Here is a 25,347-nt window from a genome sequence, read left to right as displayed (position 1 = left end):
ATCACCACTACACCCTACCGATACAATTGTTTCAAAAGAGAGTGCCTTTCTGAAAGAGGAAGAGCACATAGATCCAATTTGTAAAACTTCCCCGGTTCATCAAAACGAAAGGAACCTTTCCATCGATCTTCCAAAATCGTTTGGTAGGTTTCTTTGAGAGTGGGATGTTTCAAAAGAAAATACATTTGGCAGTTTGAATTTCCATCTAGGATGACAGGAAGATAAGTTCCCGCTAACTGAGATTTATCGATTCTAACTTCTTCCACTACGGCTCCGAACATACGGACTCGCAGATCGATCGTTTCCTTAGCGATCGTTAATTGATAAGAAGCGAAAAGCGCTTTTAGAGAAAAATAAAACACAAAAAGGGAAAAACAAATACTTCCCAAAATCATTGCTACTCCGGAAAATGAATGGCCTTCATAACGAGGACGCAAGACGGAAAAATAATACACCAAAGAACAGCAATACAGAGAGAATACGAGGCCAAACCAGTTGCCTCTCAGATTTTGATTCGATCCCCAAACGACCTCTTTCGTCCCGGCCCCCGATAACAAATCAGGAATAGGAATTTTGTTCCAATCATAAACAAAGGGGACGTCCAAGGACGTATCCAATTGGGAGATAATTTGTTTTCTTTGAGAAAAAAGTAAATTCCCAAGAACGATTTCCATCCCCTCTCTGGTCAACAAACTGAGAGAAGGTGTCCCTTGCTCGGAAGCATCCTCCTCCAACGTTTCAGGAGGACTGAGCACAAAAACGGATCGAATGTCGGAAAGAGGTATACTAAGAGTATCTTCCCCTATCTGAAGAAAAACTATTTGTTTGGAAGAATCCAAAGAAAGAACATTTACGTCTCCGAAAGCGGGTATCCAAACCCCTACCAAAAACCAGAAGATACCGGAAGGAATTAAAATCAAAGGATGATTGACGGCACTCCCGCTTTCCCTATGTTCCTCCTCCGAATTTCTCCGGGAGATTCCGAACAAAAGAAAAACAATTCCACCTAAACAAAGTAATAGTTTCAGACAGAGAAACCAGAAGGAAAAACCTTCCGAAGTAAAACGGATCGTATCCTGCGTAATTTGGAAGTCCATCTAAGGCATTCTATCATAACCAATTTCGAATTCCAAGACATAGGGTAATTCCCCCTATGCCGGGAAGTGATTACTTATCGTTTTTGAATAGGCAGGGGTTTTTTTCAAAAAACAATTCTATGAAGGCATCAATTATGTTCGGAAGTCTTTTTCGAAAAACAATAGAAACGGATGTGGATTCCATCGCAAAAGAATTCATTTCCAATACGAAAGCCGCTTTGAAAAAATACAGAGGCCATACGATCCTTCTGCACGGATGGGGAGGAAGCAGGATGAGTTCCGAAATGGACGGGATCACAAGTTATTTCGCAGAGATCCGCACCTCTTACGGTTTTTCTGGAAACTCTCCTTGTTTTTCGTTCGAAATGTCCAAACAAGAATTCGAAAAAATCTATCAGGCACCTTCTTCCGTCTGGTATTCCCTCCAAGGCCAACTTGTAGATGCTTACGGAGAAGAAGAACATTGTTATGAGATCAAATTGGTTTTAGGCAGGTTCTTAGGATTCGAAAACAAAGAAGACGAATCTATGGAAAAAAATTTCTCCAGTCTGGAACTACTCCCTTCTCGATTGAGTTCAAAAAGTACAAAAGAAATTTCCATGGAACAACTGCAAGATGGCTTTTCAAACAATCCGGAAGGAGCCCATAGTTATTTTTCAGAAAGCACTCTTGTGCTCACAGGAAGAAGAGCCGATCTGACTCGAATGGAAATAGGAGAAGAACCGGGTATGCCTACTTCTTCCGGTTCTGTTTTGACTGCGGAAATGAAGACCAATTACGAAATCTCAATGATCCTGGAAGAAAAATTAAAAACCTTTAAAGTGAATATCTCCGTAGACAAAAAAAACTACGAAGAAGCAACTAAACTTGAATTAGGTGAAACATTCACGGTTTCGGGAATCTATGCAGGATACAGAAAAAATTCCTGGTCCGAAGAAGTAAAACTCATCCAGGGAAATATCCTGATCTAAACAACTTCTTCCATTTTCGAACAGATATCGCATTGGCCGCATCCTTTGAAATCCGCACCGAAATATTCGTAAACGAATTCCCTTCTGCATTTCTGCGAATTGAGATACATCATCATTTGGTACAATCTCTGCAAACCTGCTTTCTTTTTGGCGGCAAGCAATTCACCGGAAGTTAATGCGGAAGGAAGTTCGGAAACCAATCGTAAAGAATGTTTTTCCAAACTGCCGGATGTCACTCCATGTCTTTCAAAGAGATTGAGAACTGTCTGCAACCTATGGTCTCCCCTGTTTTTATGAACCACTCTGGATTGAAGATCCTCATACTGCATGGAAGAAAGCTCGTTTCCCAAACGAGAGACTGTTTGGTAAACTCTTTTGATGAACATTTCGTCCGGATTTTGCCATTCTATGAATTCCATAAGAACGGTGAGATCGTCCTGATTGTAAAAGATGTGACAGTCGGAAGCAAACCCGTCCCTACCCGCTCTTCCGATTTCCTGATAGTAGGCCTCTAGGGAAGAAGGAAGTTCCGCATGAATCACAGAACGTATGTTTGCTTTATCGACTCCCATTCCGAATGCATTCGTAGCAAGTAAAAGAGAATCAGCAGCACTTAGAAACTTCTTTTGGATTCGTTTCCTTTCTTTAGGTTCCAATTTTCCATGATATAGGGAATGGGGAATTTTTCTGCGGTCGAGCAAATCGCTGAACTTTTCTATGTTTTGAATGAGATTAAAATAAACGACAGTATTTCCTTTTTTAACTTTCAAAAGGTCTGCGACCGCTTCGTATTTACTCGGTTCGTCGACGAATGTTTTTACATCCAGATATAGATTTGGTCTGCAAATCCCTTCGTCGTAAACTTTGATTTCATCTTCACCGACTCCTATCTGAGTGATGATGTCTTTTCTAATTTCCTGAGTCGCAGTAGCAGTCAAAGCAACGACTGTGGGGCGTTTTAGAATCTCCCGAAATTCGGCGATCTTAGTATAATCGGGACGAAAATCGTGTCCCCACTGGCTGATGCAATGCGCTTCATCTATGGCAAGTAAAGAGACTTTTCTTTCCGAGACCGCCGCAAGAAATTCCTTTTTTCGAAACCGCTCAGGAGAGACATAGACGATTTTATACTTTCCTCGTTTTATATTTTCATATCTGGCGGTTCTTTCTTCTCCGGAAAGAGAAGAGTTTATGTATTCGGCATCGATCCCCTTCTCTTTCAACTTCAAAACCTGATCCAACATCAAAGCGATAAGAGGAGAAATGACGACGGTAAGACCGTCCATCACAAGTGCGGGGAGTTGATAACAAACGGACTTACCCATCCCCGTCGGCATTAGCACCAAACAGTTTTTATCCGAAAGTAAGTCGGATATGATTTGTTCTTGGGAAGCCCGGAACTCAGAGATCCCCAATTTTTCTTTCCAAAAGGAAAAAGTAGGATTCAACTGATCTTACGCAAGAGTTCTTCCGTTTTTTCCAAAAAGGAATATAAAGTTCCGAATTCCTCCACCCAAGAAGTAAACTCAGAAGCGGAACGTGACAGTTGGGAAATATTCAGGTTCGCTTCTTCCAATGCATATTCCTGCTCTTTCGTGGAATCTCTTACCAAAGCGGCCTGAGTATTCAATATCCCGATGGATTGTACGATTTTATCCTTTTCTTGTTCGAACACTTCCAGTGAAGAAAGGCATTGTTCCAAATTTTGGTGGATGAGTGCGAAACCTGAGAATATCAAATGGAAGATTTCTTCCACACCTAACACAGACTCGGTTCCTTCCTTGGATTTTTCCAAACTGTTTTTGATTTTTTCCGAAATTTCCTTGGTATGAGTGGTGGAACGTGTAGCAAGATGACTCACCTCATCTGCCACTACGGAAAAACCTTTCCCCGATTCCCCCGCTCTTGCCGCCTCAATGGATGCATTTAACGCAAGTAAATTGGTTCTAGAGGCGAGTTCGTTCATCACTTGCAGGGTTTTTGCGATCTCTTCTGCGGACTTTTTGATCCCGAGCATCGTCTGATTCGTTCCACTAATGACCGTTTTACCTTTATCCAAATCTTTGCTTAGATTTTTTAAATGTTCCTGGGTCTCCAAAACCGTTTTTTTCAAAGCGGTGAAATCGTTTTGCAGTTTGTGGGTTTGTTTGTCTGCGATTGTGATTTGATCCTGCTGATGGTTTGTGGATTCGGAGATGAGTCTGGCTGCTGAAGAAATTTCCTCCATCTTTGCGGAAGATTCTTCGGAAACGGAAGCCTGAGTATTCAAACCTTTCTGAAGTTCGGAGAGAAAAGAGGCAGCGAACGTTTTGATATTCTCCATTTGTTCCGTAGAACTTTTCAAACCTTGTAAGATCGATTCGTTTTTCTCTATGGTTTGCACTGCAATTCTTTCGTTTTGTCTCGATTCTTTCAAATAACCGTTCAATAGTTTGGTGGCAAGCCCTGTGATGAGAATGGCAGTGGCGAGAAAGATGTCCGCATTGATCGTATCTATGATGCTCACTTCCCTCACTCCGAAATTGGAAACGACAGGGAAAGAAAGACCGATCTGACCCAGAATCACCTGAAGGGTGATTTCAAAGGAAAGGATGATAAGCCCTAGAACTGCAGTAAAACGGATGTTATTTCTTAAAGGAAGAAGAGTGATGAAGATCACTATGACCATATACAGGTTTCTGCCTTTAGCTGTTTCATCGATCCCGTTCACAGTCAAAAGGGAATTGGCAAGCCTGAGTCCGAAAATGACTGCCACTTCACTGATGGCGGCATAATAGATCATCCAGATAGGAAGTTTTTTCAGTTTTAAAAAAGAATAATTCAAAACCGTGTTGATGAGGAAATATCCGGTTCCTGCCAAATAAGAGACGTTTACCGGAGTGAATCCTACGCTGGAGATTCCGATCGCAGTGGCTAGGGTGAATACTCCTGCCAGACAGAACCGGACAGTAGTGACAATTCGTTCCCCTCGAAATGTAATCGCGCGCTCAATTTTTAAATCTTCATCCATATATAATTCAATCTCTTAACAATGTTTCCGTTCTCAACTTACAAACAATAGACTTGGGAAAACTAAGTTAAGAAAAGAACAGAAGCAGAATTATTCTACTAAAAAACAGGAATGTTACAGAATGTACGTTTTTAGAAAAAGGAAGTCCGAGAAGCCGATTTTTCACCCGAAAAAGCACTTCCATCCCCCGTTCTTTGAACCCGGTTCAACCCATAAAACGACGAAATCGGGAAATCCGTTTCGAGAGAAAAGGGTTCCATAAAATGAGTGACAGAGGGCTGTAATCCGTAATTTTGTTAATTAAATCCTGTATTTTACTAAAAACATACCATCTCTAGGAGAATTTCATGGTAAAAATCGCTATCAACGGCTTCGGGCGTATCGGACGACTCGTCCTTCGTTCGGGAATCAAAGACCCAAATTTGGAATTCGTTGCCATCAACGATCTTGTCACACCAGACAACCTGTCTTACCTATTCAAATACGATTCCACTCACGGCCGATTTGACGGGGAAGTTTCCCACACGGAAAATGAAATGATCATCGATGGAAAAACGGTAAAATGTTTCTCCGAGCGCGATCCTGAAAAACTCCCGTGGAAAGAACTAGGTGTGGATTTCGTGATCGAATCTACCGGACTTTTTACGGACAGAGTCGGTGCGGAAAAACACATCAAAGCCGGTGCGAAAAAAGTAGTGATCTCCGCTCCTGCAAAAGACAAAGACATCCCTACTTTCGTAATGGGAGTAAACAACGAGAAATACAATCCATCCGTAGATCACGTAGTTTCCAACGCATCCTGCACTACCAACTGCCTAGCTCCCATCACTAAAGTCGTTTTAGACAATTTCGGAATCATCGAAGGTTTGATGACCACCATCCATGCGATGACTGCCACACAACCTACCGTAGACGGTCCTTCCAAGAAAGACTTCCGTGGCGGTCGTGGTGCGGCTCAAAACATCATTCCAGCTTCCACTGGTGCTGCCAAGGCGGTAGGTCTTTGTATTCCGGAAGTGAACGGAAAACTCACAGGTATGTCTTTTAGAGTTCCAACCCCGGACGTATCCGTTGTGGATTTGACTGTTCGCACGGAAAAAGCGACCAACCTCGCTGAGATCAAAAAGAAAATGAAAGAAGCTTCCGAAGGTTCCATGAAAGGTATCCTCGGTTATACGGAAGATATGGTTGTATCCAACGATTTCCTTGGTTCCAAGCTTTCTTCCATCTTCGATGCGGATGCTTGTATCGAACTCAACGCAAACTTCTTCAAACTAGTATCTTGGTATGACAACGAGATGGGTTACTCGAACAGAGTGATCGACCTGATCCGTTACATGGCAAAAAAAGGTTAAGATGAATCTTCCTAAAATCGAAAGCGAAAATTTCAAAGGCAAAAGAGTCTTCTTAAGAGTAGATTTCAACGTTCCCGTGGAAAACGGGAAAGCGACCGACATCACGCGAATTGAGAAGACACTTCCCACAATCGAGCTCCTTGTTTCCAAGGGAGCTCGTGTCATCATTGGCAGCCATTTAGGCCGCCCCAAAGGCAAACCGGATCCTGAATTTTCCATGAGACCCGTGTTTGATGCGTTTTCCAAACTGACCAAAAGCAAAGTAGTGTTTTCGGAAAATGTGGTAGGTGCAGAAGCAGTGGCTCTTTCCAAAGGGCTTGCGGACGGAGAGATTCTTCTTTTGGAAAATCTACGTTACCACAAAGAAGAAGAGGAAAACGAAAAAGGTTTCTGCAAAAAATTAGCGGAACTTGCGGAAGTATATGTAAACGACGCATTCGGTGCCGCACATAGAGCTCATGCTTCTACGGAAGGAGTCGCTCATCTTCTTCCTGCTTTCGCAGGTCTACTGATGCGCAAAGAAATAGAGATGTTAAGCGGACTACTCGCTCGTCCGGAACGTCCTTTCGTAGCCATCGTAGGAGGATCTAAAGTTTCCTCCAAATTTGCGATCTTAAAAAACCTAAGTGATAAAGTGGATCACCTTCTCATTGGAGGAGGAATGTCTTACACATTCCTTAAATCCAGAGCGGTTCCGATCGGAAATTCCCTTTTCGAAAAAGAGTTCGAATCCCAAGCTTTCCAACTCATCGACAGAGCGGGGATCAACGGGATCGACTTACAAATCCCAGTCGATCATGTGATTGCGGATAAATTCGATGCGAACGCAAAAACGAAAACAGTCGATAAAATGGGAATCGCCGAAGGTTGGATGGCAATGGACATCGGACCTAAAACCATCGACAACTATATCAAAGTCATCAAAGAAGCAAAAACCATTCTCTGGAACGGCCCTATGGGAGTTTTCGAAATGGATAAATTTGCAAAAGGCACGATTGAAATCGCAAAAGCTGTGAGTAAATCCAAAGCCAAAACGGTAGTAGGAGGAGGAGATTCCATCGCAGCCGTAAACAAAGCAGGTGTGGCGGATAAAATCACTCACATCTCTACCGGCGGAGGAGCCTCTCTCGAATTTTTAGAAGGAAAAACCCTACCAGGTGTTGCCTGTTTGGTGAAAAAGGAAGACTGATATGAGAAGAAAGATCATCGCAGGAAATTGGAAAATGAATCTCACTCTTTCGGAAGCGAATGCGATTGCATCCGGTCTGAAAGAAAAACTGCCGAGCAAGACCGATGCGGAAGTGATGGTCTTTCCAAGTTTCATTCATCTTCCTTCCGTTTCTTCTATTTTAGGAGAAACGAATATAGTAGTAGGTTCTCAAAACGCATATCCTGCAGCTCTGACAGCCATGACGGGAGAAATTGCTCCTGCTCAACTCAGAGAAATAGGAATCACAACTTCTTTAGTAGGTCACTCGGAAAGACGTCAATTCCTAGGAGAAACAAACGAGATTTGTAATGAAAAGATAAAGTTTCTTTTGGGACAAGGTTTCAGAGTGGTGTATTGCATCGGAGAAACCTTGGCGGAAAGAGAATCGGGAAATACTTTCTCCGTTCTCAGCACTCAAATCAAACAAGGGTTAAAGGGAATTGAAAGCGCCCTATTCTCCAAACTCATCGTAGCTTACGAACCGGTTTGGGCGATCGGTACAGGAAAAGTAGCGACCCCGGAACAAGCGGAAGAAGCACATGCTTTCATTCGTAACGAAATCGCCGGTCTATTTGTAGGTGGTAAGGAAGTTTCCGAATCCCTTCAAATTCTTTACGGTGGATCCGTAAAACCGGACAACATCGCATCCCTACTCTCCAAACCGAATATTGACGGCGGACTGGTAGGTGGAGCGAGCCAAAAATTAGATTCATTTTTAGCATTGATTAAATAAGGAAAAACCATGGGATTTTTTATAGGAACAATTTTAACTCTTTTCGTATTGCTTTCTCTCTTTTTGATTCTACTCGTAATGATTCAAACAGGGAAAGGGGGAAGCGCAGGTATGCTTGGCGGTTCCACTGCCAGCCAATCCGTGTTTGGTGCTTCTACTGCGGACGTTATGACAAAAACAACTAGAGTGGCGGCTGTGCTTTTCATTCTGCTTTCTCTCACTCTGTCTTTTCTTTTTGCAAAAAAAGACGATGTGCTTTTGCCGGAACCGGAAGCTGAGTCCAGTTTGGAAGCTCCTCAAACACCTGCAGGCGCAAATGAAACTCCGACGACTGCTCCCACCACTCCTCAGTAGCATCATACTTTTCAGTGCTGTTTCGGTTCATTCGCAAACAGCACATGAAACGAGGGAAAAACTTTTAGACAAAGAAATTCTATCCATCTACAAAGATTTGGTAAGAGCCAGAGAGCTTTTGTCTTACCAAACTCTGGACACTCTCCCTGCCAATACAACCATCCAGTTCATAGGAAACTATCCCAATCGAACAGGTCTGCGTATCAGAAAGTTCAATATCGAAACGGAACCGAATTCAAAATCCAAACTGAAACGATCCGAAGAGAAGTCCCTTCTTTTGGAATTCAACGGATCCGTTCTTTCTAAAGTGGAAGTATCCGTGATAGAGGAAGATGTGCAGATCGAACAAAAATCGAAAACGATCATTCTAGACAACACCCCTTTGGATGAAGTATTGAATGATATGGAGATTTTATTTTCTGGAATCGAAGGAAGTTCGAAAATCAATCTTTCGGATCTAAAAAACGAAGACATCAAACCGGAACGAAACAATTTCAAAAAAGATTTTTACATCAAATTTCTATTGGATTTTCATTCTCAAATTTCTTCCATACTCGCCTTGCAAAAAAACCAAGGAATCAAAGGGCAGAAGAATATGATGAAACAATTGAACCAATCTCTTCGCTATTAACAGGTCCAAAAGATGTCTAATCCTTCGGAAATGCCAAAATCAGTTGAAAAAATTGCGGAAAAAGCGAGGGAGTTGGAAGCGATTTATGACGTTGTCCAAGACCCTCTCGTACTGATCGACTCCGATTATAGAATCCAAAGAGCCAATTTAGCGACGATAAAGTTCGCAAAAAATTATAATTTCGAAGATGTTTTGGACAAACCATGTTACGAAATACTTTACCAACGAACGGATGTTTGTCCCTACTGCCCTACGATCAATGCACGAAACAAGGAGCAGTCAGGGGTTAAAACGCAGCCGAATCCCACTTCCAGGGAAATTTTTTTCCGAATGGAGGAGAAAAAACAAACCCTTCAATTGGAGTTTTATCCCTACCCTAAAAACGAAGGTGAGTATTGGATCGTAGAAAAAATCTCTGACGTCACAAAACAAAAAGAGAAAGAAGAAGAATCTTTCAGAATGAGAAACCTAGCCTCGTTAGGAATTCTCATTTCAGGAATCGCGCACGAGTTAAACAACCCTTTAACGGGAATTAGCCTAACACTTCAGAATTTAAAAGCGAATTGGCAGAACGCCACTCACGAACAGATCGAAAAAAGACTCGATATGATCAAAAACGATATATCGAGAGCGGCCATCATCGTTTCCGATATCATCTCCTTCGCAAAGTCGGACAAAGTGAAAGCGACATTGGGAGACATCATAGATACGATCAACAGAGCGAAAGATACGGTGGTGCGGCTTTATCCTCACTTAAGTAAAAACATCAATTGGAAATTGGTTTATGATCACGAGTATCAATTCCCTTTTCATCCTGCGAAAATGGAACGATTGTTTATGAACCTTTTCAGGAACTCTCTCCAAGCGTTCGATTACAGACCGGGTGAAATCACAATTGATGTGAGAAAAACGAAAAATTGGATTCATATCATCGTGGAAGACGATGCGGGAGGAATCCCCGAATCCATCATACAAAAAATATTCGATCCATTTTTTACCAATAATAAATCCGGAACGGGAACCGGTCTGGGACTTTCCATTTGTTATTCGATCGTTAAAGAACATGACGGAAACATCACAGTCAAATCTTCCGAACAAAAAACAAGATTCACCATTTCCTTTCCCGTCACCAGCGACATCACGGAGACCGCCGTATGAAAAAAAAATCAATCCTCATCGTAGAAGATATTCATTCCATCCGGGAAGCGATTATGGATCTGCTTTCCATCAAATACAATGTTTATGGAGCGGAACATTTCGAAGAAGCCGCATGGCATCTTTCCAATCAGGAAATAGATCTCACAATTACGGACATCCGCCTTCCCGGAAAATCGGGAATCGACGTGGTGAAGTTCATCCAAAAAGAATACCCCAAGGTTCTTTACGCTCTCATGACCGCATACAATATCAACGACTACATTCGTTATGCGAAAGAGTATCATATCTGGAACATCATTCCCAAATATTCCTTTTTGGACATTCACCTAATTGAAGTCATGGTAGAGAAACTTCTTTCCACGGACATTTTCGGCGTGGAAAAATATTTCAATTCGGACTTCGTGATTCAAAACCAAAACATCAGCAGTGAATTCGAAGAAGCTCCTAAAAACGGAGTCATCTTCAAACAAATCAGATCGGACCAAGACAGATCCATCCTTTGCGGAAAGATTTCCAAGTATTTGATTCAATTAGGAGCGCCCAAAGCGATTCAGCAGGTTTTGGAAGAACTCACTTCCAATGCGATGATCCGTGCTCCCAGAACGAACGCAGGCGATTACAAATATCAATTCGAAATCCCTTCGCACGATATGGTGGTGCCTGTAGATAATATCGAACTTTCACCGGAAGATTATTTTTTGGTGGGATACGGCTCCACTGCCACAACCTTATTCATCGTAGTGAGAGATCAGTTCGGTTCCTTAAAGAAAGAAGAGATACTTCACCGATTGGATCGCCATATCAGCATCGACGACAACACAGGTTTCCCCAAAGGACTGGAAGATTCTCATGGAAGAGGACTTTATATATGCAGGGAAATTTCGGATCAATTGATCTTCAATATAGAACCGGGCAAATGTACGGAAACGATTGCGATGATCAATAGGGAAGGAAGAACCGGCTTCAAGTCCCTGTCCATTTACGAAATTGAAAACAAATAGAAAGGGATAAAGTAGAAGATATCGCGGCGACCGCCTTACTCAAAAAGGCGGATTTGATAAATGTCTTTTTTCGTTTCCAGATAAGCAGTGTTCGGTTCTTTTCCGGAGAAAAAACGGATTGGAAATTCAGAACTAGGCAGATTCTTTTTACGAATTTTATTTCCTTCCGCATCTAAAAATACGATCTCTTTTTCCAATCCGTAAGCAAAGCCCGAAGGGAATGCGAAATTTGCCTGATAGACGGATCCTGCTTTTTCTTTTTTCTCTTCCCAAACCAGTTTGTCTTCTTTGAAAAATTGCACAGTATCAACTGAATTCAAAACGGAATTCTTTCGATTCCCTATGCTGAGATAGATCTTATGAGGATAAAACTGTGAAAGTTCCCATTCATCCGTGGCCTCTCCTTTCTCATCCAATATCATCAGATAATCTTTTTTCTTGGAGGAAAAGTGAACCAACGTAAAACTTCCATTTGGTGATAAAGAAACACTTTTAAAAAACGATTCGTTTTTATCGGAAGAAAGATCCGCAGAAAAGATTTTATTTCCCTTCTCATCGATTCTGTAAATCTCTCCTCCGGAAAATAATACGACAGCACCTTTGCCATTCTGTGCAAAATCATAATCGGTAAGAAAACGACCGTTCAATTCCCCGAGTCCGCTCGCATTCCCGCTGTTATCCAATACAAACACAGTGTTATTGTCACCGGAAAGATAGAGGACAGGAGTTCCGAAATAACCGGATCTAGGATAAGAATTGATCGGTTTTTTCCAAAACAGTTCTCCCGAATCGGAATAAAAATTCACTTCATCCCCTATCTTTTGGTATTCCAAATACCCTTGGGAAAGAAGCGCATAATCCAACTTAAATGGTTCTTCAAAAGGAACGAATCTGTTCGTTGCAAACGAATAGTATCTCCCTTCCAATCGATATCCGTTCAATACCTTCAAAGGATCTTCCCCTTCTCCCGGTGGGAAGGTTCCGAAAGCACCTTCCTTATTCCAGATCCAGGTTTCCTTTACGGAAGATAACATCGGCAAACGAACATTCCAAAGGAAAAAGAAAAGAATAAAGAATATGAAAGAAGAAATGATGAATTGCATAGAGGATCCTTTAATTCGATTTTAATAATTGATGAAGCAGATAAATAGCGGTGTTGGCTGCATTCTCTCGAATCGTTTCTCTGTTTCCCGGAAAACGATAGAGATGGGCACTTGCGGAGGAACCTTTTCTTTTGACTCCGATCCAAACGGTTCCTACAGGCTTGGATTCACTTCCTCCGTCCGGGCCTGCAATTCCAGTGATGGAAAGGGAACAGTCGGAGTCCGTTAGTTTTTCCAAACCGTTCACCATTTCCAAACAGGTTTCTTCGCTGACAGCACCGAACTGTTCCAAGGTGGAATGGGAAACTCCCAAACTTTTTTCCTTCTGAAGGTTGGAATAAGTAAGAACCCCTCCTACAAAATAAGCACTGGAACCGGGAAGATCGGTAAGCCTTTTTCCCAGAAGCCCCCCGGTACAACTTTCTGCAACGGAGACAGTTTTTTGTTTTTCGATCAATACTCTGTGCACTTCCTCGAACACGTCGAAACTACAAGCCTCTCCGTAAAAACTTTCGATTCGTTTCACCACTTCATCCAACAAACTTTTGTTTGTAGATTGAAAAATCGCTTTGATATATCCTTTTTGCGCAGTGACTCCCCATTCCATACCAGCATCCAAAAGATCTTTTTGTCCCTTCATAAATTGTTCTTGGAACATAGATTCTCCGATGGACCAAATCCATCTTGTTTCCTGAAACAAATCTTCCGGGGCATAGGTTCTTTTTAGGATAGGGAGTAGTTTTCTGGAAAACATCTCTTTCATTTCGGAAGGAACGCCAGGCATACAAATCAGATAAGAAGAATTTCCTATTTCCTCCATAAATCCCACTGCGATTCCCGCAGAGTTATCCAAAACTTTCGCTCCCTCTGGAACATAAACTTGACGAAGCATCGTAGGAAGAATCTCTTCGTATGATTTTCCCCTGGAAGCGAACAATCGTTCCAACTTGATTCTGGCCTTTTCGCTGACTTCCCTTTCCTTATTCTGAAGCTCCAAAACACATTGAAGGCTGTAGTCGTCTTCGGTAGAACCTAGACCTCCCGTCATAATCACCAAAACGGGAGTATGTGGATCTTTCGCCACGGAATCTTTCAGATGTTTCAGTTCTTCCAAAATGATTTTAGGATCGTCAGGAAGCGCGATGAAATTTCTTACCTTCCATCCTTCTTCGAACAACTGTTGTGCGATCCATCCCGAATTGGTATCGATGCTTCTACCCGCTGTGATTTCGGAACCTGTGGCGATGATTGTGATTCTGGGAGACTTCATTTATTTTACGCTTACACCGGTTTCTTCGTTCTGAGCAGCATCTTTGGACATTTTGTCCGGTGCCGAGATTCCCAACAGACTCAATCCCGATTTCAAAACGAAACGAGTTTGAGTGGAAAGAAGAAGAAGAATTTCCTTTTCCCTTCCCGATTTCTCTTTGATTCGATTGTCCTTCCCCGAATAAAACTTGGTAAAGGATTTACTGAGGGATTGCAGATAATTAGTGATTCGATGCGGTTCGAAAGAAACGGCAGAATCGAACACTTCCTCGGGAAAACGTGCCACCCAAAAAAGAAGTCTGATTCTTTCTTCCGAAGAGAAAAAGGAAGAATCGTCCTCTTTCAGATCGAGCGCCAGAGAAACATCACCTAACTCTCTAAATATGGAAGAGATACGGGCATGGGCATATTGAATATAGAATACAGGATTTTTTTCCGATTCGTCCTTAGCCAAATCCAGATCAAAGTCCAAAGGTGCATCGGAAGATCTCATTAGGAAAAAATATCTTCCTACATCCTTCGCACTTTTTCCCAAATAAGAAAGAAGATCCGTCATCGTCTGGAACACTCCCAGACGTTTGCTCATTTTCACCTTTTCTTTGTTTTCGATCAAGTTTACCTGTTGAGCGATCAAAACGCGAAATGCATCGGCAGGTTTTCCCAATGAAACCACGGCTCCTTTCAATCGAGCAATGTATCCGTAATGATCCGGTCCCCAGATATCGATGTTCTCTTCGAACCCTCGATCGAACTTATCCTTATGATAGGCGATGTCCGCCATAAGATAAGTGGGACGTCCGTCTTCTCTTCGGATCACTCTGTCCTTATCGTCTCCGTAGTTTGTGGAAAGAAAAAAGAGTTTTCCCTCTTCTTCCTTCAAATCCGCGGCTTTCAGAAACGAAGGAACCGCATCCACCTTCCCTGCTTCATGTAAGGTTCGTTCGCTGTAAAAACGATCGAAGTTGACACCGAATAAAGCCAGATCCTTTTTTTGACCTGCCAAATTATAATTTACAGCGAATAAGGAAAGTTCTGCGATCAGAGGCTCCCAATCTTTTTTAGAGACCCTCTCCTCTAAAGATTTTTTTCTGGAGGAATCGGAAGCATATTCTTTGGCGATATCCTTGATATACTCCCCTCTGTAACTTTCCTTAGGAATGGTATTGGATTCGATCAAGTCGTAGAGAGATGTATCATTCTCTTCCTCTTGAAATTGGATCACAGCACCGTCCAGTTCTTTCAATCGAAGAAGTACAGCCACTCCCAGAAGATGTACCTGATTTCCGTAATCGTTCACATAAAATTCTCTGTCTACGGAATGACCTAAAGTGGAGATTAAATTTCCCAATGCATCCCCGTAAGCTGCGGATCTCGCAGAAACGATGTTCATCGGCCCTGTAGGATTTGCGGATACGAACTCCAATAATATCTTTTTCGTTTGATCAAGCTTCGCAAAACAATCATTCGAACGAGTGAACTCGGAAACATACTCCAATAAGGAAGCGGGAGAAATGCGAAAATTGATGAAACCTGGAGGTGAAAAACTAACTTCACTCAAAAGCTCACTCGGTTCGATGAGAGAAATGATTTTTTCTGCGATCTCTTTCGGGTTTTTTCCGAATATGTTTTTATTCTCCAATGCAAAAGGAGAAGAATAGTCTCCGAATTTTTCATCTCTGGAATATTCGATTCTGATCTTTAAGTCGTTCAAAGAAAGTTCGGGTTTCTCTTCCTTAATGTATTTTTCGCAAGCAAGAGTGATGAGAGAAAGAACTCTGTTTTTCAAAAGTTGTTTATGATTCATTTTGTTTTGGTATGGTCCGGTTTATTTTTACTAGAATAAGAATTTTCCCAAACGGCAAAAGAGTGGGTTCTATATCGTTTTACGAAATCGGGGATGGATTCATGATCTTCCCTGAGAATGGGTGAGAATGTTTCAAAAGCAGCAGGGTTCGTTTTCGATTTTTTCTCAGCCTTTAGATACACCTGCAACAGTGCAAAAAAGATGGAGAAAGTCATTAGAAACAACAGCGTTTTCGGAAACTGGTTCACATTTACGAATATCCAATTGTTTTATAGAATTCAAAGTAAGATTTCATTTCTTTGCCGGTGATCGAGCGAAGATATTGGTTCAAAACGTAATCCGCTTCCCGAATCGCATCCGAGCCAGGTCTGGCTGCTAAAAATAAGGAGAATCGAGTCTTTAAAATCTGATGAAACAGACGCAACATGGAGGATTGGTCCTTAGGCAGAGTGTGACAGTCTCCGCAAAGAAACTCCCTGTTTTCCCAGGAGAAAAAGGATCTCGACTTAGCCAAAACCTCCTCCCCGCAGGACACGCAGTAAAACTCCGTAGGAAAATGACCTAAATTCGCAAGGGCCCTCAATTTGAAAAAAGGAAGTATCTCTGCACGAAATCCGTGCTCAGAACAATGATCGAAAGAGCCAGATAAAAGCTGATGCAGAAAAGGATGAAGTTCTCCTTCCGGATATAAATGGGAAGTGAGTTCCGTAAGATACATTAGAAACAAAGTGCCTGTATAATTCGATTTCAAATGATCGTAACGATTCACCAAAACGATCTCTTTGATGGACTTCCAATCCTTCTCCGCCTGATCATAAAAATCGATCTCCACAAGAGAACCAAGTTCGGTGGAAGCGATGGGCCTTCTTTTCGATTTGCGGATCCCTTTGGAAATAAATTTCATACGAATATGGTTTTCTCCGGCAAGGCTGATCAGTCTGTCGCTGTCGCCGAAATCCATACTGTGAATGACGATCCCTCTTTCTTTTTTAAGAGCCATATCCTTCTTGAAATACGTAGGCAAGACATTCGTCTTCTTTTTTTCTCATCAAGACCGCATCTTCTTCGGAAGTTTCATGATCATAACCGAACAAATGTAATACTCCGTGAACCAGAAGTCTATAAAATTCGTCTATGTTCGAGTGACCGATTTCTTTCGCCTGACGAATGCAAGTATCAATTGAGATGACAACTTCTCCTATCATCTGATGAGGCAGAGGGGGGAATTCCGTAAAAAGAGGAAAAGAAAGAACATCGGTGGTTTTGTCGAAGTTTCTTCTTTCTAAATTGATGGAACGCATCTCGGAGTCTTCCACGATCAAAACGTCCATCTCCAAACTCTTCAGAAAGGAAGGAGAAACGAATTTAAGGATCTTTTCCAAATTCAAGATGACTTTCGTTTCTTCCAGAAAAGAATTTTTTACATTTTCGTTCCAATGAATAGAAACGGAAAAGTGATCTTTCATTTGTTTTGTTTTTTCTGGCCTGCGGCTTCCAAAGCCTTGGTTTCTTCCGGTTTAGGATACTTAGGTCTTTGGTGCAGACTGGAAAGAAGCACTTCTTTAAAACTGGATTTAATGATTTCCAAATCCCCGATAGTGAGCCCGCTTTCATCCAGCTGATTTTCAGCTAACTTAGAGTTGATGATTTTTCGAATCAAATCGTCCAGGCTTTCGTTGGACACTTCGTCCAAAGAACGAGAAGCAGCTTCCAAAGAATCGGCGATCATCACGATTCCGGTTTCCTTCGATTGAGGTTTAGGGCCGGGGTACTGAAAGTCGGTCTTCTTTATTTTTTTGCGTGCGGAAACGGACAAAGTTTGCAATGCCTTATGATAGAAAAAAGCCATTGTGGATGTTCCGTGGTGTTCAGGAATGAAATTGATGATCTCTCTAGGCAGTCTGGCCTTTTTGGCCATCTCGATTCCGTCTAATACGTGATCGATGACGGTCTTTGCCGCTAAAGCAGGATTATTTTTATCGATATGTTCCGGTTTAGGAATCAAATGTTGGTTTTCGATGAAAAAGCCCGCATTTGGAATTTTACCTATATCATGGAAATAAACCCCTACACGAACAAGAAGCCAGTCCAAATTCAAATTTTGAGCCGCTCTTTCCGACATTGCCGCCACCATAAATGTATGCGTATAAGTGGAAGGAGCCTTGGTCAAAAGTTCCTGAAGAAGGGGATGTCCCGTATCTGCAAGTTCGATGAGTTTAAACCTTGTGGGGATATTGAAGACATATTCGTAAATAGGAAGTAAAAACTGTACCGCAGTGGCGCTTGCGAACCCGTTGATCAAACAAACCACAGTTAAACGAAAAATATTGGAATGAGTTAAATCCGAATAAAAACTTCCGCTCGGACTGCTGACCCAGAAGTCCCTTCCGTCAAACAAATATCCTGCTGTGGAAATCAGTATTTGAACGAAACTCAGAATGAATCCCGCTTTTAGGAAATCGATTCTTTTCTTCAGCCTTCTTCCGTAAACTGCGCTCACAACAGCGACAGTAAAGGCTAACATAAACGAGGTGGGATTGTATCTCGATGCGAAAAATACCGCAAACGACAGGAAAAAACCTATGGCGATGGAAAGTTGTTCGTCATAAACAAAACCCAAAAGAAGACAGATCATCCCGATAGGAATAAACAGACCGAAATAATAAAGACCTGCCCACTCCACATCATTGATATAGAAAATTTTGGATATGAAATAGATCGAAAATACGACGATCCAAAGAGTGATAAATATGATTAGATTGCTGGAAAGATCGTTCAAACGGTTCGGTCTGTAACGAATGAGATAAAAACCGATGATTGCAATCAATACGCATTGGGTGATGAATATGGAAGTGATGGAAGCAAGATTGGCTCTGGTCGCATAACGATTCATCATGTCCAATTTCAGTTTTACGGAAGGAGTGATGACTTCTCCTGCCCTAACGACCACTTCGTTCGCCTGAATTCTGCTTCTTTGCATAGGCACGGAATCTGCGGCCTTTTTTCTTGCGTTTTCCGTTTCTTCCGCATTATAAGCGCAAGCAGGATAAGAATAAATATAATACAAACCGATTCGGGAGACTGCCTTGAGAAGAATGTCTGAAACGTTATTCAGCTTCTCTTCGGCTAATCTTTGCAAAGTGGTAAGGACCGGACCCTCTTTGTAGATTTGGGAACGAGGAATCACCAAACTTCCATCCACAACGGAAGAAGCTTCTTGGGTTCCCAGATTGCGAATCTTCGCTCCCGATTTGCCCAGTTCTTTATGAAAGTCGAGATCTTCCTTTACGATGCAGTATCTGGAAAAAATTAAATTCGTATATTGTTGGATGAAAGATCTCAATTTATCTTTACGGGGATAATCCAAAATCGCCTGAATTTCTTCGTTGGTTCGATTTCTCCAACGAGGGATTTTTTCTTTCACATGAGATGGATTCACCCTGGAACCGTCAGCGACGATCTGCTTTAAGGTTTCGATATCTTCCGAAAGATTCACATCGATCCCTGCGATCAGTACATTGAAATCTTTATCGAAAGAATAAGGAATGTTACCGGACGCCTTCGCTTTTTCTTGGGCGGTTTTATCTAAGTCTTCGTAGAAAAATTCTTTTACGGACTGGATGGTTTCAGGGGCGAGTTTCCCTTCTGAAAAAGCACCGTCTTCTTCCGTGTCTATTTTGGTTTGTCCGAAAAAAGGGAACGCCAGATTGTATGTTACAAAAATCAAAGTGAGGAAAACCAAAACGATTTGGATGTTTCTCACTACAGAAACAGGTCTAACTTTCGTTAAAAAGTCAGTCAATGCGGCCATGGATTTTTCAAAAATCTGTTTCATGTTTTTTTAGTAAAAAGACCCTCGTTTTCCTCGAACCTTCTTACGATTGCTTCCACTATATGATGCCTTGTGATGTCTTCGCGACCAAAAAATATAGTTTCTACTCCGTTTAATCCTTTCAGAGTATGGACGGTTTTCTCTAATCCGGATCTTCCGTGCGCCAAATCGATCTGAGTGGCGTCTCCGGAAATGGCCATTTTGGAGTTTTTTCCGAATCGGGTGAGAAACATCTTCAACTGAGGCAAAGTACAGTTTTGCGCTTCATCCAAAATGATAAAGGAATGGGAAAGAGTACGTCCTCTCATAAATGCGATAGGAGCGATTTCGATTTTACCGACTTGTAAATATTCGGTCGTTTTTTCAAAGCCGATGCATTCGTGAAGGGCATCATAAATAGGACGAAGATAAGGGTTCACTTTTTGAGTCAGATCCCCCGGCAAAAACCCCAGGTTCTCTCCCGCTTCCACTGCAGGACGAGTCAACACCAAACGATCTACCTCTCCTGTCTGCATCATTCTGCAGGCAGTGGCAATGGATAAAAAAGTTTTTCCAGTTCCCGCAGGTCCCATAGCAATTGTTATATAATTTTTCTTTAAACTTTCTACGAACGTTTCCTGATTTTTGGTTCTAGGGAAAATGGGTTTCCCTTTGAAAGTGACTACTACTTTGTCCTTGGGAGTCCAATCCCCTTTTTCGTCGGATTCGAATTCGCTGGAACCGGGAGTCGGCCATCCTTTGCTCGCATCCTTTGCTTGATTCATCATATAATCGATGTCAAACAAGGAGAAGTCGGATTTGTCGGGACGTTTTTTGAAGTTTTCTTCCAATCTCTGAAAGGTCTCTACGGCTAACCGAGTATAGTCGGGTTCTCCCTGAATGATGAGAGATTTTCCCCTAGGGATAAGTTTTACTTTCAACCTGGATTCCCACAAACCTAACTGGGAATCGCCGATTCCGCAGATGGTTTGATACAAAGACTCTTCCGAGAAAGTAAAACTTGTATCCATGTTAGATGTTGATGACTCTCAGTTTTAGTTCTTCCAATTGTTTTCCTTCCACAACTCCGGGTGCTTCACTCATCAAACAAAGACCCTTTTGCGTTTTCGGGAAAGCGATCACGTCTCGGATGGACTGACCTCCGGTAAGAAGCATCATGATACGGTCGATACCGAATGCGATTCCTCCGTGAGGAGGCGCACCGAAAGAAAGTGCATCCAATAAAAATCCGAATTTGCTTTTTGCAGATTCAGGATCGATTCCGATGGCTTCCAAAACCAAAGATTGGATTTCTACGTCGTGAATACGAATACTTCCCCCTCCGATTTCCGTTCCGTTCAAAACTAAATCATAAGCTTTAGCACCTATTGAAGATAGGTCAACGTTTTTACCTGCTTTCCAATCTCTTAATTTATCCCAATCCGCTTCACTAGGAGAAGTGAAAGGATGGTGCAAGAAAGTCCAGGATTTGTTTGCATCGTCGTATTCGAACATAGGAAAGTCGACCACCCAATGGAAGCTGTAATTTGCCTTAGGTGGATCGTATTTCTCGGATAATTTCAAACGAAGGGCGCCCAAAGATGCGTTCACAATTTTTAAGGAATCCGCACCGAAGAAAACCATATCCCCTTCTTTGGAACCTACGGCTTTAGCAATCGCATCCAGGCTTTCCGGAGTGAATCTTTTTGTAATGGTGGATTCAAGACCGTTCGCGCCGTGCTTCATATAGGCAAGTCCCTTGGCACGATAGTCTCTGTTCAGCCAGGAAGTGAAGTCTTCGATCTCTTTACGGGAAATGTTCGCTCCTCCAGGAACGCAAATCGCTTTTACGACTCCTCCCGCAGCAACGGCACCGCTAAACACCTGAAAGTCGGAATTTTTTACGATTTCGGAAACGTTCACCAATTTCATTCCGAAACGAATGTCCGGTTTGTCGCTCCCGTATTCTTCCATCGCCACCTGATAAGGCATTGTAAGGAAAGGAGTTTGGATTTCCAAACCGAACACTTTTTTCAAAGCGAAAGACCACATAGCTTCGATTTCACGACGAATGTCTTCTTCCGAAACGAATGCGAACTCCATATCCAACTGTGTAAATTCAGGTTGTCTGTCCGCGCGAAGATCCTCGTCACGGAAACATTTTACGATTTGGAAATATCTTTCCATTCCTCCGATCATTAGGATCTGTTTGAACAACTGCGGGGACTGAGGAAGAGCGTAAAACTCTCCTTGATTCAAACGGGAAGGAACCAAAAAGTCTCTTGCTCCTTCCGGGGTGGATTTATTCAAGATGGGAGTTTCGATTTCCAAAAAGGATTTGGAATCCAAATATTCCCGCAAAGCAAAAGTTAATTTATGACGCAGAATGAGTCTGTTTTTCAGCTCTTCTCTTCTCATATCCAAATAACGATATTTAAGTCGAACTTCCTCTCCGGACGGATCGAATTCATCCAATGCGAAAGGAGGAGTTTTGGAAGAGTTCAAAATCTCCATTTTTTCGACGATAACTTCGAACTTCCCTGTAGCCATTCTAGGGTTTACGGAATCCGCATCTCTCAAGGAAAGTTTGCCATACACTCCGATCACATATTCGGAACGGACTTTTTCGGCTTTAGAAAACTCTTCCCCCAAAAGTTCCTTTCTGGCAACCACCTGGATCACCCCGGATCTATCTCTCAAATCGATAAAAATAACACCGCCTTGGTCGCGGAAACGAAACGCCCACCCGGCAAAAAACAATTGTTTGCCGATATCCGCATCCGTTACGGACTCTGCTTGTATTCTATTTTTATATTCTTCTTGGATCCAGTTTTTCAAAGTATTTTCCTTTAGATCGGCACATTGTCGAAACGGGAGATTTTCGGATTGAACATCAAAGGAAAATCTCCTGTAGCACCTGCCCTGTTTTTTGCGATGATGATTTCTGCCATACCCTTTTTGTTCGGGTCCAGCTCTTCGGGAGGTTTCACCATTTCCTCCCTGTAAATAAAACAAACAATATCGGCATCCTGCTCAATAGCACCTGACTCCCGTAAGTCGGAAAGTTGAGGTCTTTGATCTTTGGATCTGTTTTCAATGGAACGGTTCATCTGAGAAAGAGCGATGACAGGACAGCCGACTTCCCTTGCCATCTGCTTGAGGCCTCTGGAGATATTGGATACCTCTTGCTGTCTTCCTCCCATTGCCGCCTTTGGATCACTCATGAGCTGAAGGTAATCCACTATGACAAGACCCACATCTTCCGTAGTACGAAGCTGTCTAAGTCTGGCGGAAAATTCCTGAATGGTCAAATAACCGGAATCGTCGATAAACAGACTAGCAGATGTTACGTTTCCGATGGAATCTTTCAATTGAATCATCTGAGTGGGAGTCAAAGTTCCCGCCTTCAAGGCATAGGAATCGATACGAGCATCCGCACTGATGAGTTTCAATAGAAGTTCCAAACGGCTCATCTCCAAGGAAAAGATAGCAACCGTTTTGCGCTCCTTCAATGCAGCATTCGCTGCGATATTCAAAGCGAAAGTGGTTTTACCGTTTCCTGGTCTGGCGGCTAGAATCATAAGTTCGTGTGATTTCAAACCTGTAGTCGCCAAATCCAAACCGTGGAAATGGGTTTTGAGACCGCTGAGTCCCCCTCCTCCGTTTTGACTGTTCGCCACGACCGTCTTGATGTAATCGATCAGAACATTCGCATCTTCTTTCACTCTGCGAAGACCTTTGGACCTTTCCTGTTTGGAAATATCCATCAGAGATTGTTCGATCAAACTGAAAACTGTGTCGTTTTCTCCCGGTTCGCCTTTGACTTTATCTATAGCAGAAGTTAAAGCTTCTACGTATTTACGTCTGTCGGAGACTCTTTTGACTCTTCTGATATAATAATCGAGTGTTTGAAAAGGAACGGTATCTTTATAAAGAGAGGAAAGATATTCCAGGTCTCGCATCTCGTCTTTGAAGAGATGCTTTTCCCGCATATGGTTTGTGACTGTGACTAAGTCGAGGGAGGTTCCCTCTTGGATGAGATCCACCATGGCACCGAAGATACGGCGGTGAGTCTCCATATAAAAGTCTTCGGGGGCAAGCCCCATGTCTTCCTGCCCAGCGACACCTCGCATGAGCAGGTAACCGATTAGGTTCTTCTCAGACTCTATCTCCTGAAGAGGGTTAGAAATCATAGAGAACCCTGATGAAAATTAGGCTTCGCCGACTACTTTAACTAGGATTTGAGGAGCAACACCTTCCGCCAAACGAACTTTAATTTTAAATTCGCCCAATGCTTTCAATGGTTCGCCCAAATCGAGTTTTCTTTTGTCGATTTCTACGCCTGTTTTTTTAATCGCAAGAACGATATCGTTTGCAGTTACAGAACCGAAAAGTTTATCGTTTTCTCCGACTTTTACTTTTACTTCGTAAGTTTTGCCTTCGATAGAAGCACTCAAGTCTTTCATAACTTTTGTGCGTTTCTCACGTTTTAGGTCAGCGAGTCTTTTTTGGTGAAGAGCAACTTTCGTATTACCGTCGTTTGCACGAACAGCAAGTCTTCTAGGAATCAAGAAGTTACGAGCATAACCGTCCGCAACTTCTTTCAAATCCCCCGCATCACCTAAGTTCAATACGTCTTTTTGTAGAATTACTTTCATAGTTTATCTCCTACAGAACCTTGAACGGAAGTAGTCCGATCGATCTGGATTTACGAATCTCGCGAGCCAAAACTCTTTGGTGTTTTGCGCAAGTTCCGGTAATTCTTCTAGGGATGATTTTACCTCTATTGGTAACGAATCTCTCCAAGATATCGACTCTTTTGTAATCTAGTCCTGCAAGAAGGGCTTTGTCTGCACAGAACTTGCAAACTTTCTTCTTGTATTTTGCATTTTTACGACCGAATTTGCCTTCTCCGTCCTTTCCACGGAAACCGCCTTTTTCATCGTCGTCCATAGACTCCATACTTTCGCGGGAATCTACTCTTGTTTCATCAACTGTTGTTTCGCTCATTTGAATTACCTATTAAAATGGAATGTCATCGTCTCCGGCATAACTATCATCGTATCCACCACCCATACCGGAATCTTGTGGTGCATAATCTCCGCCTCGGTCTCCTCCACCGGAACCGCCGCCTTGTCCGCCTAACAGTTGAGCTGACTCAACATAAACGCGGATTTTAGAAGCTTTTTTTCCTTCGGGAGTTTCCCAAGTTTGCTGTTGAAGTCTACCTTCAATCGCAACCTGCTTACCTTTCCCAGCATACTGTTTCAGTATGTCTGCAAGTCTTCCCCATGCTACGCAATCGAAGTAATGAGTTTCCTCTTTCTTCTCCCCGTTGGATACGTAGATTCTGTTGTTTGCCAATGAAAAATTGACGACAGAACTTCCGTTGATCGATTTGAACTCGGGGTCACGGGTCATACGACCGATGAGAAGGACTTTGTTGAGATCGTTAGCCATGGGAGCGGATCACTAAACTTTTAAGGATATTAACGTTGAGTTTAAACTCGTGTTCGATTTTTGAAATCTCACTTGGAGAGCCTTGGCATTTAATCAATGTAAAATGGCCTTGCTCGTCTTGACCGATTGGGTGCCAAAGTCTTTTAGAACCCCAGTCTTCTTCGTTTTGGATCGTGACAGTGTGCTTGGAAAGAATGTCTTTAATGGCAGACTTCGTTTCTTCCACAGCGCCTTCACGAATGATGTTCGTGATTTCGTAGTTTCTCATGTTTCTCCTATGGGTATACTCCCATCGCGAGATGGCCTGGGAGTAGAAGAATAAAATAGTATTAAAAACTAGGGTTTTTCGCTCTCAGGTGCCGGTCAATGGAATTTCTTCT

Annotated in this window: 25 protein-coding genes; 8 read left to right on the top strand and 17 right to left on the bottom strand. The window is 42.4% G+C overall.

The annotated features are described in order from the left end of the window. Positions 1-14: 14 nt before the first annotated feature. Positions 15-1,097, bottom strand: a complete 1,083-nt coding sequence (locus EHS15_RS12340; protein WP_135760883.1) for a hypothetical protein — start codon at positions 1,095-1,097, stop codon at positions 15-17. Positions 1,098-1,216: 119 nt separating this feature from the next. Here EHS15_RS12340 and EHS15_RS12335 point away from each other — a divergent pair, with 119 nt between their 5' ends. Continuing rightward, a complete protein-coding gene (locus EHS15_RS12335; protein ID WP_135760882.1) occupies positions 1,217-2,068 on the top strand; it encodes a hypothetical protein in 852 nt (283 codons plus the stop codon). On the opposite strand, the gene EHS15_RS12330 is transcribed toward EHS15_RS12335, so the two are convergent. Together EHS15_RS12330 and EHS15_RS12325 are read right to left on the bottom strand one after the other, a co-directional pair. Beyond that, positions 2,065-3,516, bottom strand: a complete 1,452-nt coding sequence (locus tag EHS15_RS12330) for a RecQ family ATP-dependent DNA helicase (RefSeq protein ID WP_246052133.1) — start codon at positions 3,514-3,516, stop codon at positions 2,065-2,067. The genes EHS15_RS12335 and EHS15_RS12330 overlap by 4 nt on opposite strands. Continuing rightward, complete coding sequence (locus EHS15_RS12325; RefSeq protein ID WP_135760881.1) at positions 3,513-5,078, bottom strand: methyl-accepting chemotaxis protein; 1,566 nt, start codon at positions 5,076-5,078, stop codon at positions 3,513-3,515. Before EHS15_RS12325 ends, EHS15_RS12330 begins: the two co-directional genes overlap by 4 nt. Before the next feature lie 347 nt (positions 5,079-5,425). Between EHS15_RS12325 and gap the strand changes: the two genes are divergently transcribed. Genes gap through EHS15_RS12290 form a run of 7 tightly spaced genes read left to right on the top strand, consistent with a single transcriptional unit; the run spans position 5,426 to position 11,520 of the window. Further along, the gene (gene gap / locus EHS15_RS12320; RefSeq protein WP_135760880.1) at positions 5,426-6,433 is read left to right on the top strand and encodes a type I glyceraldehyde-3-phosphate dehydrogenase; all 1,008 of its coding nucleotides are present in this window, start codon (positions 5,426-5,428) and stop codon (positions 6,431-6,433) included. 1 nt (position 6,434) lies between these two features. Further along, positions 6,435-7,622 (top strand): phosphoglycerate kinase, encoded by a 1,188-nt coding sequence (locus EHS15_RS12315; protein ID WP_135760879.1) that lies wholly within the window; start codon positions 6,435-6,437, stop codon positions 7,620-7,622. Position 7,623: 1 nt separating this feature from the next. Continuing rightward, a complete protein-coding gene (tpiA, locus tag EHS15_RS12310; protein WP_135760878.1) occupies positions 7,624-8,376 on the top strand; it encodes a triose-phosphate isomerase in 753 nt (250 codons plus the stop codon). Between the two features lie 9 nt (positions 8,377-8,385). Next, the gene (gene secG, locus EHS15_RS12305; protein WP_135760877.1) at positions 8,386-8,730 is read left to right on the top strand and encodes a preprotein translocase subunit SecG; all 345 of its coding nucleotides are present in this window, start codon (positions 8,386-8,388) and stop codon (positions 8,728-8,730) included. Beyond that, positions 8,693-9,361 (top strand): LIC_12096 family protein, encoded by a 669-nt coding sequence (locus tag EHS15_RS12300; RefSeq protein ID WP_167884224.1) that lies wholly within the window; start codon positions 8,693-8,695, stop codon positions 9,359-9,361. The genes secG and EHS15_RS12300 overlap by 38 nt, the downstream gene beginning before the upstream one ends. Before the next feature lie 30 nt (positions 9,362-9,391). Continuing rightward, positions 9,392-10,519: an LIC_12097 family sensor histidine kinase gene (locus EHS15_RS12295; RefSeq protein WP_210416345.1), complete on the top strand. Its 1,128-nt coding sequence runs from the start codon at positions 9,392-9,394 to the stop codon at positions 10,517-10,519. Next, positions 10,516-11,520, top strand: coding sequence for a response regulator (locus EHS15_RS12290; protein ID WP_135760875.1), 1,005 nt, complete (start codon positions 10,516-10,518; stop codon positions 11,518-11,520). The genes EHS15_RS12295 and EHS15_RS12290 overlap by 4 nt, the downstream gene beginning before the upstream one ends. 35 nt (positions 11,521-11,555) lie before the next feature. Here EHS15_RS12290 and EHS15_RS12285 read toward each other — a convergent pair whose 3' ends face one another. The 14 genes from EHS15_RS12285 to rpsF all read right to left on the bottom strand — a co-directional run bounded on the left by EHS15_RS12285 (position 11,556) and on the right by rpsF (position 25,235). After that, positions 11,556-12,623: an aryl-sulfate sulfotransferase gene (locus EHS15_RS12285; RefSeq protein WP_135760874.1), complete on the bottom strand. Its 1,068-nt coding sequence runs from the start codon at positions 12,621-12,623 to the stop codon at positions 11,556-11,558. Positions 12,624-12,633: 10 nt separating this feature from the next. After that, positions 12,634-13,893 (bottom strand): nicotinamide-nucleotide amidohydrolase family protein, encoded by a 1,260-nt coding sequence (locus EHS15_RS12280; RefSeq protein ID WP_135760873.1) that lies wholly within the window; start codon positions 13,891-13,893, stop codon positions 12,634-12,636. Further along, positions 13,894-15,696, bottom strand: a complete 1,803-nt coding sequence (gene argS / locus EHS15_RS12275; protein ID WP_135760872.1) for an arginine--tRNA ligase — start codon at positions 15,694-15,696, stop codon at positions 13,894-13,896. After that, positions 15,693-15,944, bottom strand: a complete 252-nt coding sequence (locus tag EHS15_RS12270; RefSeq protein WP_246052131.1) for a hypothetical protein — start codon at positions 15,942-15,944, stop codon at positions 15,693-15,695. The genes argS and EHS15_RS12270 overlap by 4 nt, the downstream gene beginning before the upstream one ends. A 2-nt stretch (positions 15,945-15,946) precedes the next feature. Continuing rightward, positions 15,947-16,696, bottom strand: coding sequence for a DNA repair protein RecO (recO, locus tag EHS15_RS12265; RefSeq protein WP_135760871.1), 750 nt, complete (start codon positions 16,694-16,696; stop codon positions 15,947-15,949). After that, entirely contained in the window at positions 16,686-17,162 is a 477-nt protein-coding gene (ybeY, locus tag EHS15_RS12260) for an rRNA maturation RNase YbeY (protein WP_135760870.1), read from the bottom strand. The genes recO and ybeY overlap by 11 nt, the downstream gene beginning before the upstream one ends. After that, positions 17,159-19,531: an HD family phosphohydrolase gene (locus EHS15_RS12255; protein WP_135760869.1), complete on the bottom strand. Its 2,373-nt coding sequence runs from the start codon at positions 19,529-19,531 to the stop codon at positions 17,159-17,161. The genes ybeY and EHS15_RS12255 overlap by 4 nt, the downstream gene beginning before the upstream one ends. Then, positions 19,528-20,538 carry a PhoH family protein gene (locus EHS15_RS12250; protein WP_135760868.1) on the bottom strand — a complete coding sequence of 337 codons (1,011 nt, stop codon included), beginning with the start codon at positions 20,536-20,538 and terminating at the stop codon, positions 19,528-19,530. Before EHS15_RS12250 ends, EHS15_RS12255 begins: the two co-directional genes overlap by 4 nt. Before the next feature lies 1 nt (position 20,539). Next, positions 20,540-22,345, bottom strand: a complete 1,806-nt coding sequence (aspS, locus tag EHS15_RS12245; RefSeq protein ID WP_135760867.1) for an aspartate--tRNA ligase — start codon at positions 22,343-22,345, stop codon at positions 20,540-20,542. An 11-nt stretch (positions 22,346-22,356) separates the two neighbouring features. Beyond that, the gene (gene dnaB / locus EHS15_RS12240; protein ID WP_135760866.1) at positions 22,357-23,700 is read right to left on the bottom strand and encodes a replicative DNA helicase; all 1,344 of its coding nucleotides are present in this window, start codon (positions 23,698-23,700) and stop codon (positions 22,357-22,359) included. 18 nt (positions 23,701-23,718) lie between these two features. After that, positions 23,719-24,165 carry a 50S ribosomal protein L9 gene (gene rplI, locus EHS15_RS12235; RefSeq protein ID WP_135760865.1) on the bottom strand — a complete coding sequence of 149 codons (447 nt, stop codon included), beginning with the start codon at positions 24,163-24,165 and terminating at the stop codon, positions 23,719-23,721. A gap of 10 nt (positions 24,166-24,175) precedes the next feature. Next, the gene (gene rpsR / locus EHS15_RS12230) at positions 24,176-24,460 is read right to left on the bottom strand and encodes a 30S ribosomal protein S18 (RefSeq protein WP_210416353.1); all 285 of its coding nucleotides are present in this window, start codon (positions 24,458-24,460) and stop codon (positions 24,176-24,178) included. 69 nt (positions 24,461-24,529) lie between these two features. Then, positions 24,530-24,967, bottom strand: a complete 438-nt coding sequence (locus EHS15_RS12225) for a single-stranded DNA-binding protein (protein ID WP_135760863.1) — start codon at positions 24,965-24,967, stop codon at positions 24,530-24,532. Further along, complete coding sequence (gene rpsF / locus EHS15_RS12220; protein ID WP_135760862.1) at positions 24,960-25,235, bottom strand: 30S ribosomal protein S6; 276 nt, start codon at positions 25,233-25,235, stop codon at positions 24,960-24,962. Before rpsF ends, EHS15_RS12225 begins: the two co-directional genes overlap by 8 nt. Positions 25,236-25,347 lie beyond the last annotated feature (112 nt).

This window comes from Leptospira idonii, assembly GCF_004770995.1.
Classification (GTDB): Bacteria; Spirochaetota; Leptospiria; order Leptospirales; family Leptospiraceae; genus Leptospira_A; species Leptospira_A idonii.
The sequence above is the reverse complement of the archived record's forward strand: the minus strand, read 5'-3'. Positions and strand labels throughout refer to the sequence as shown.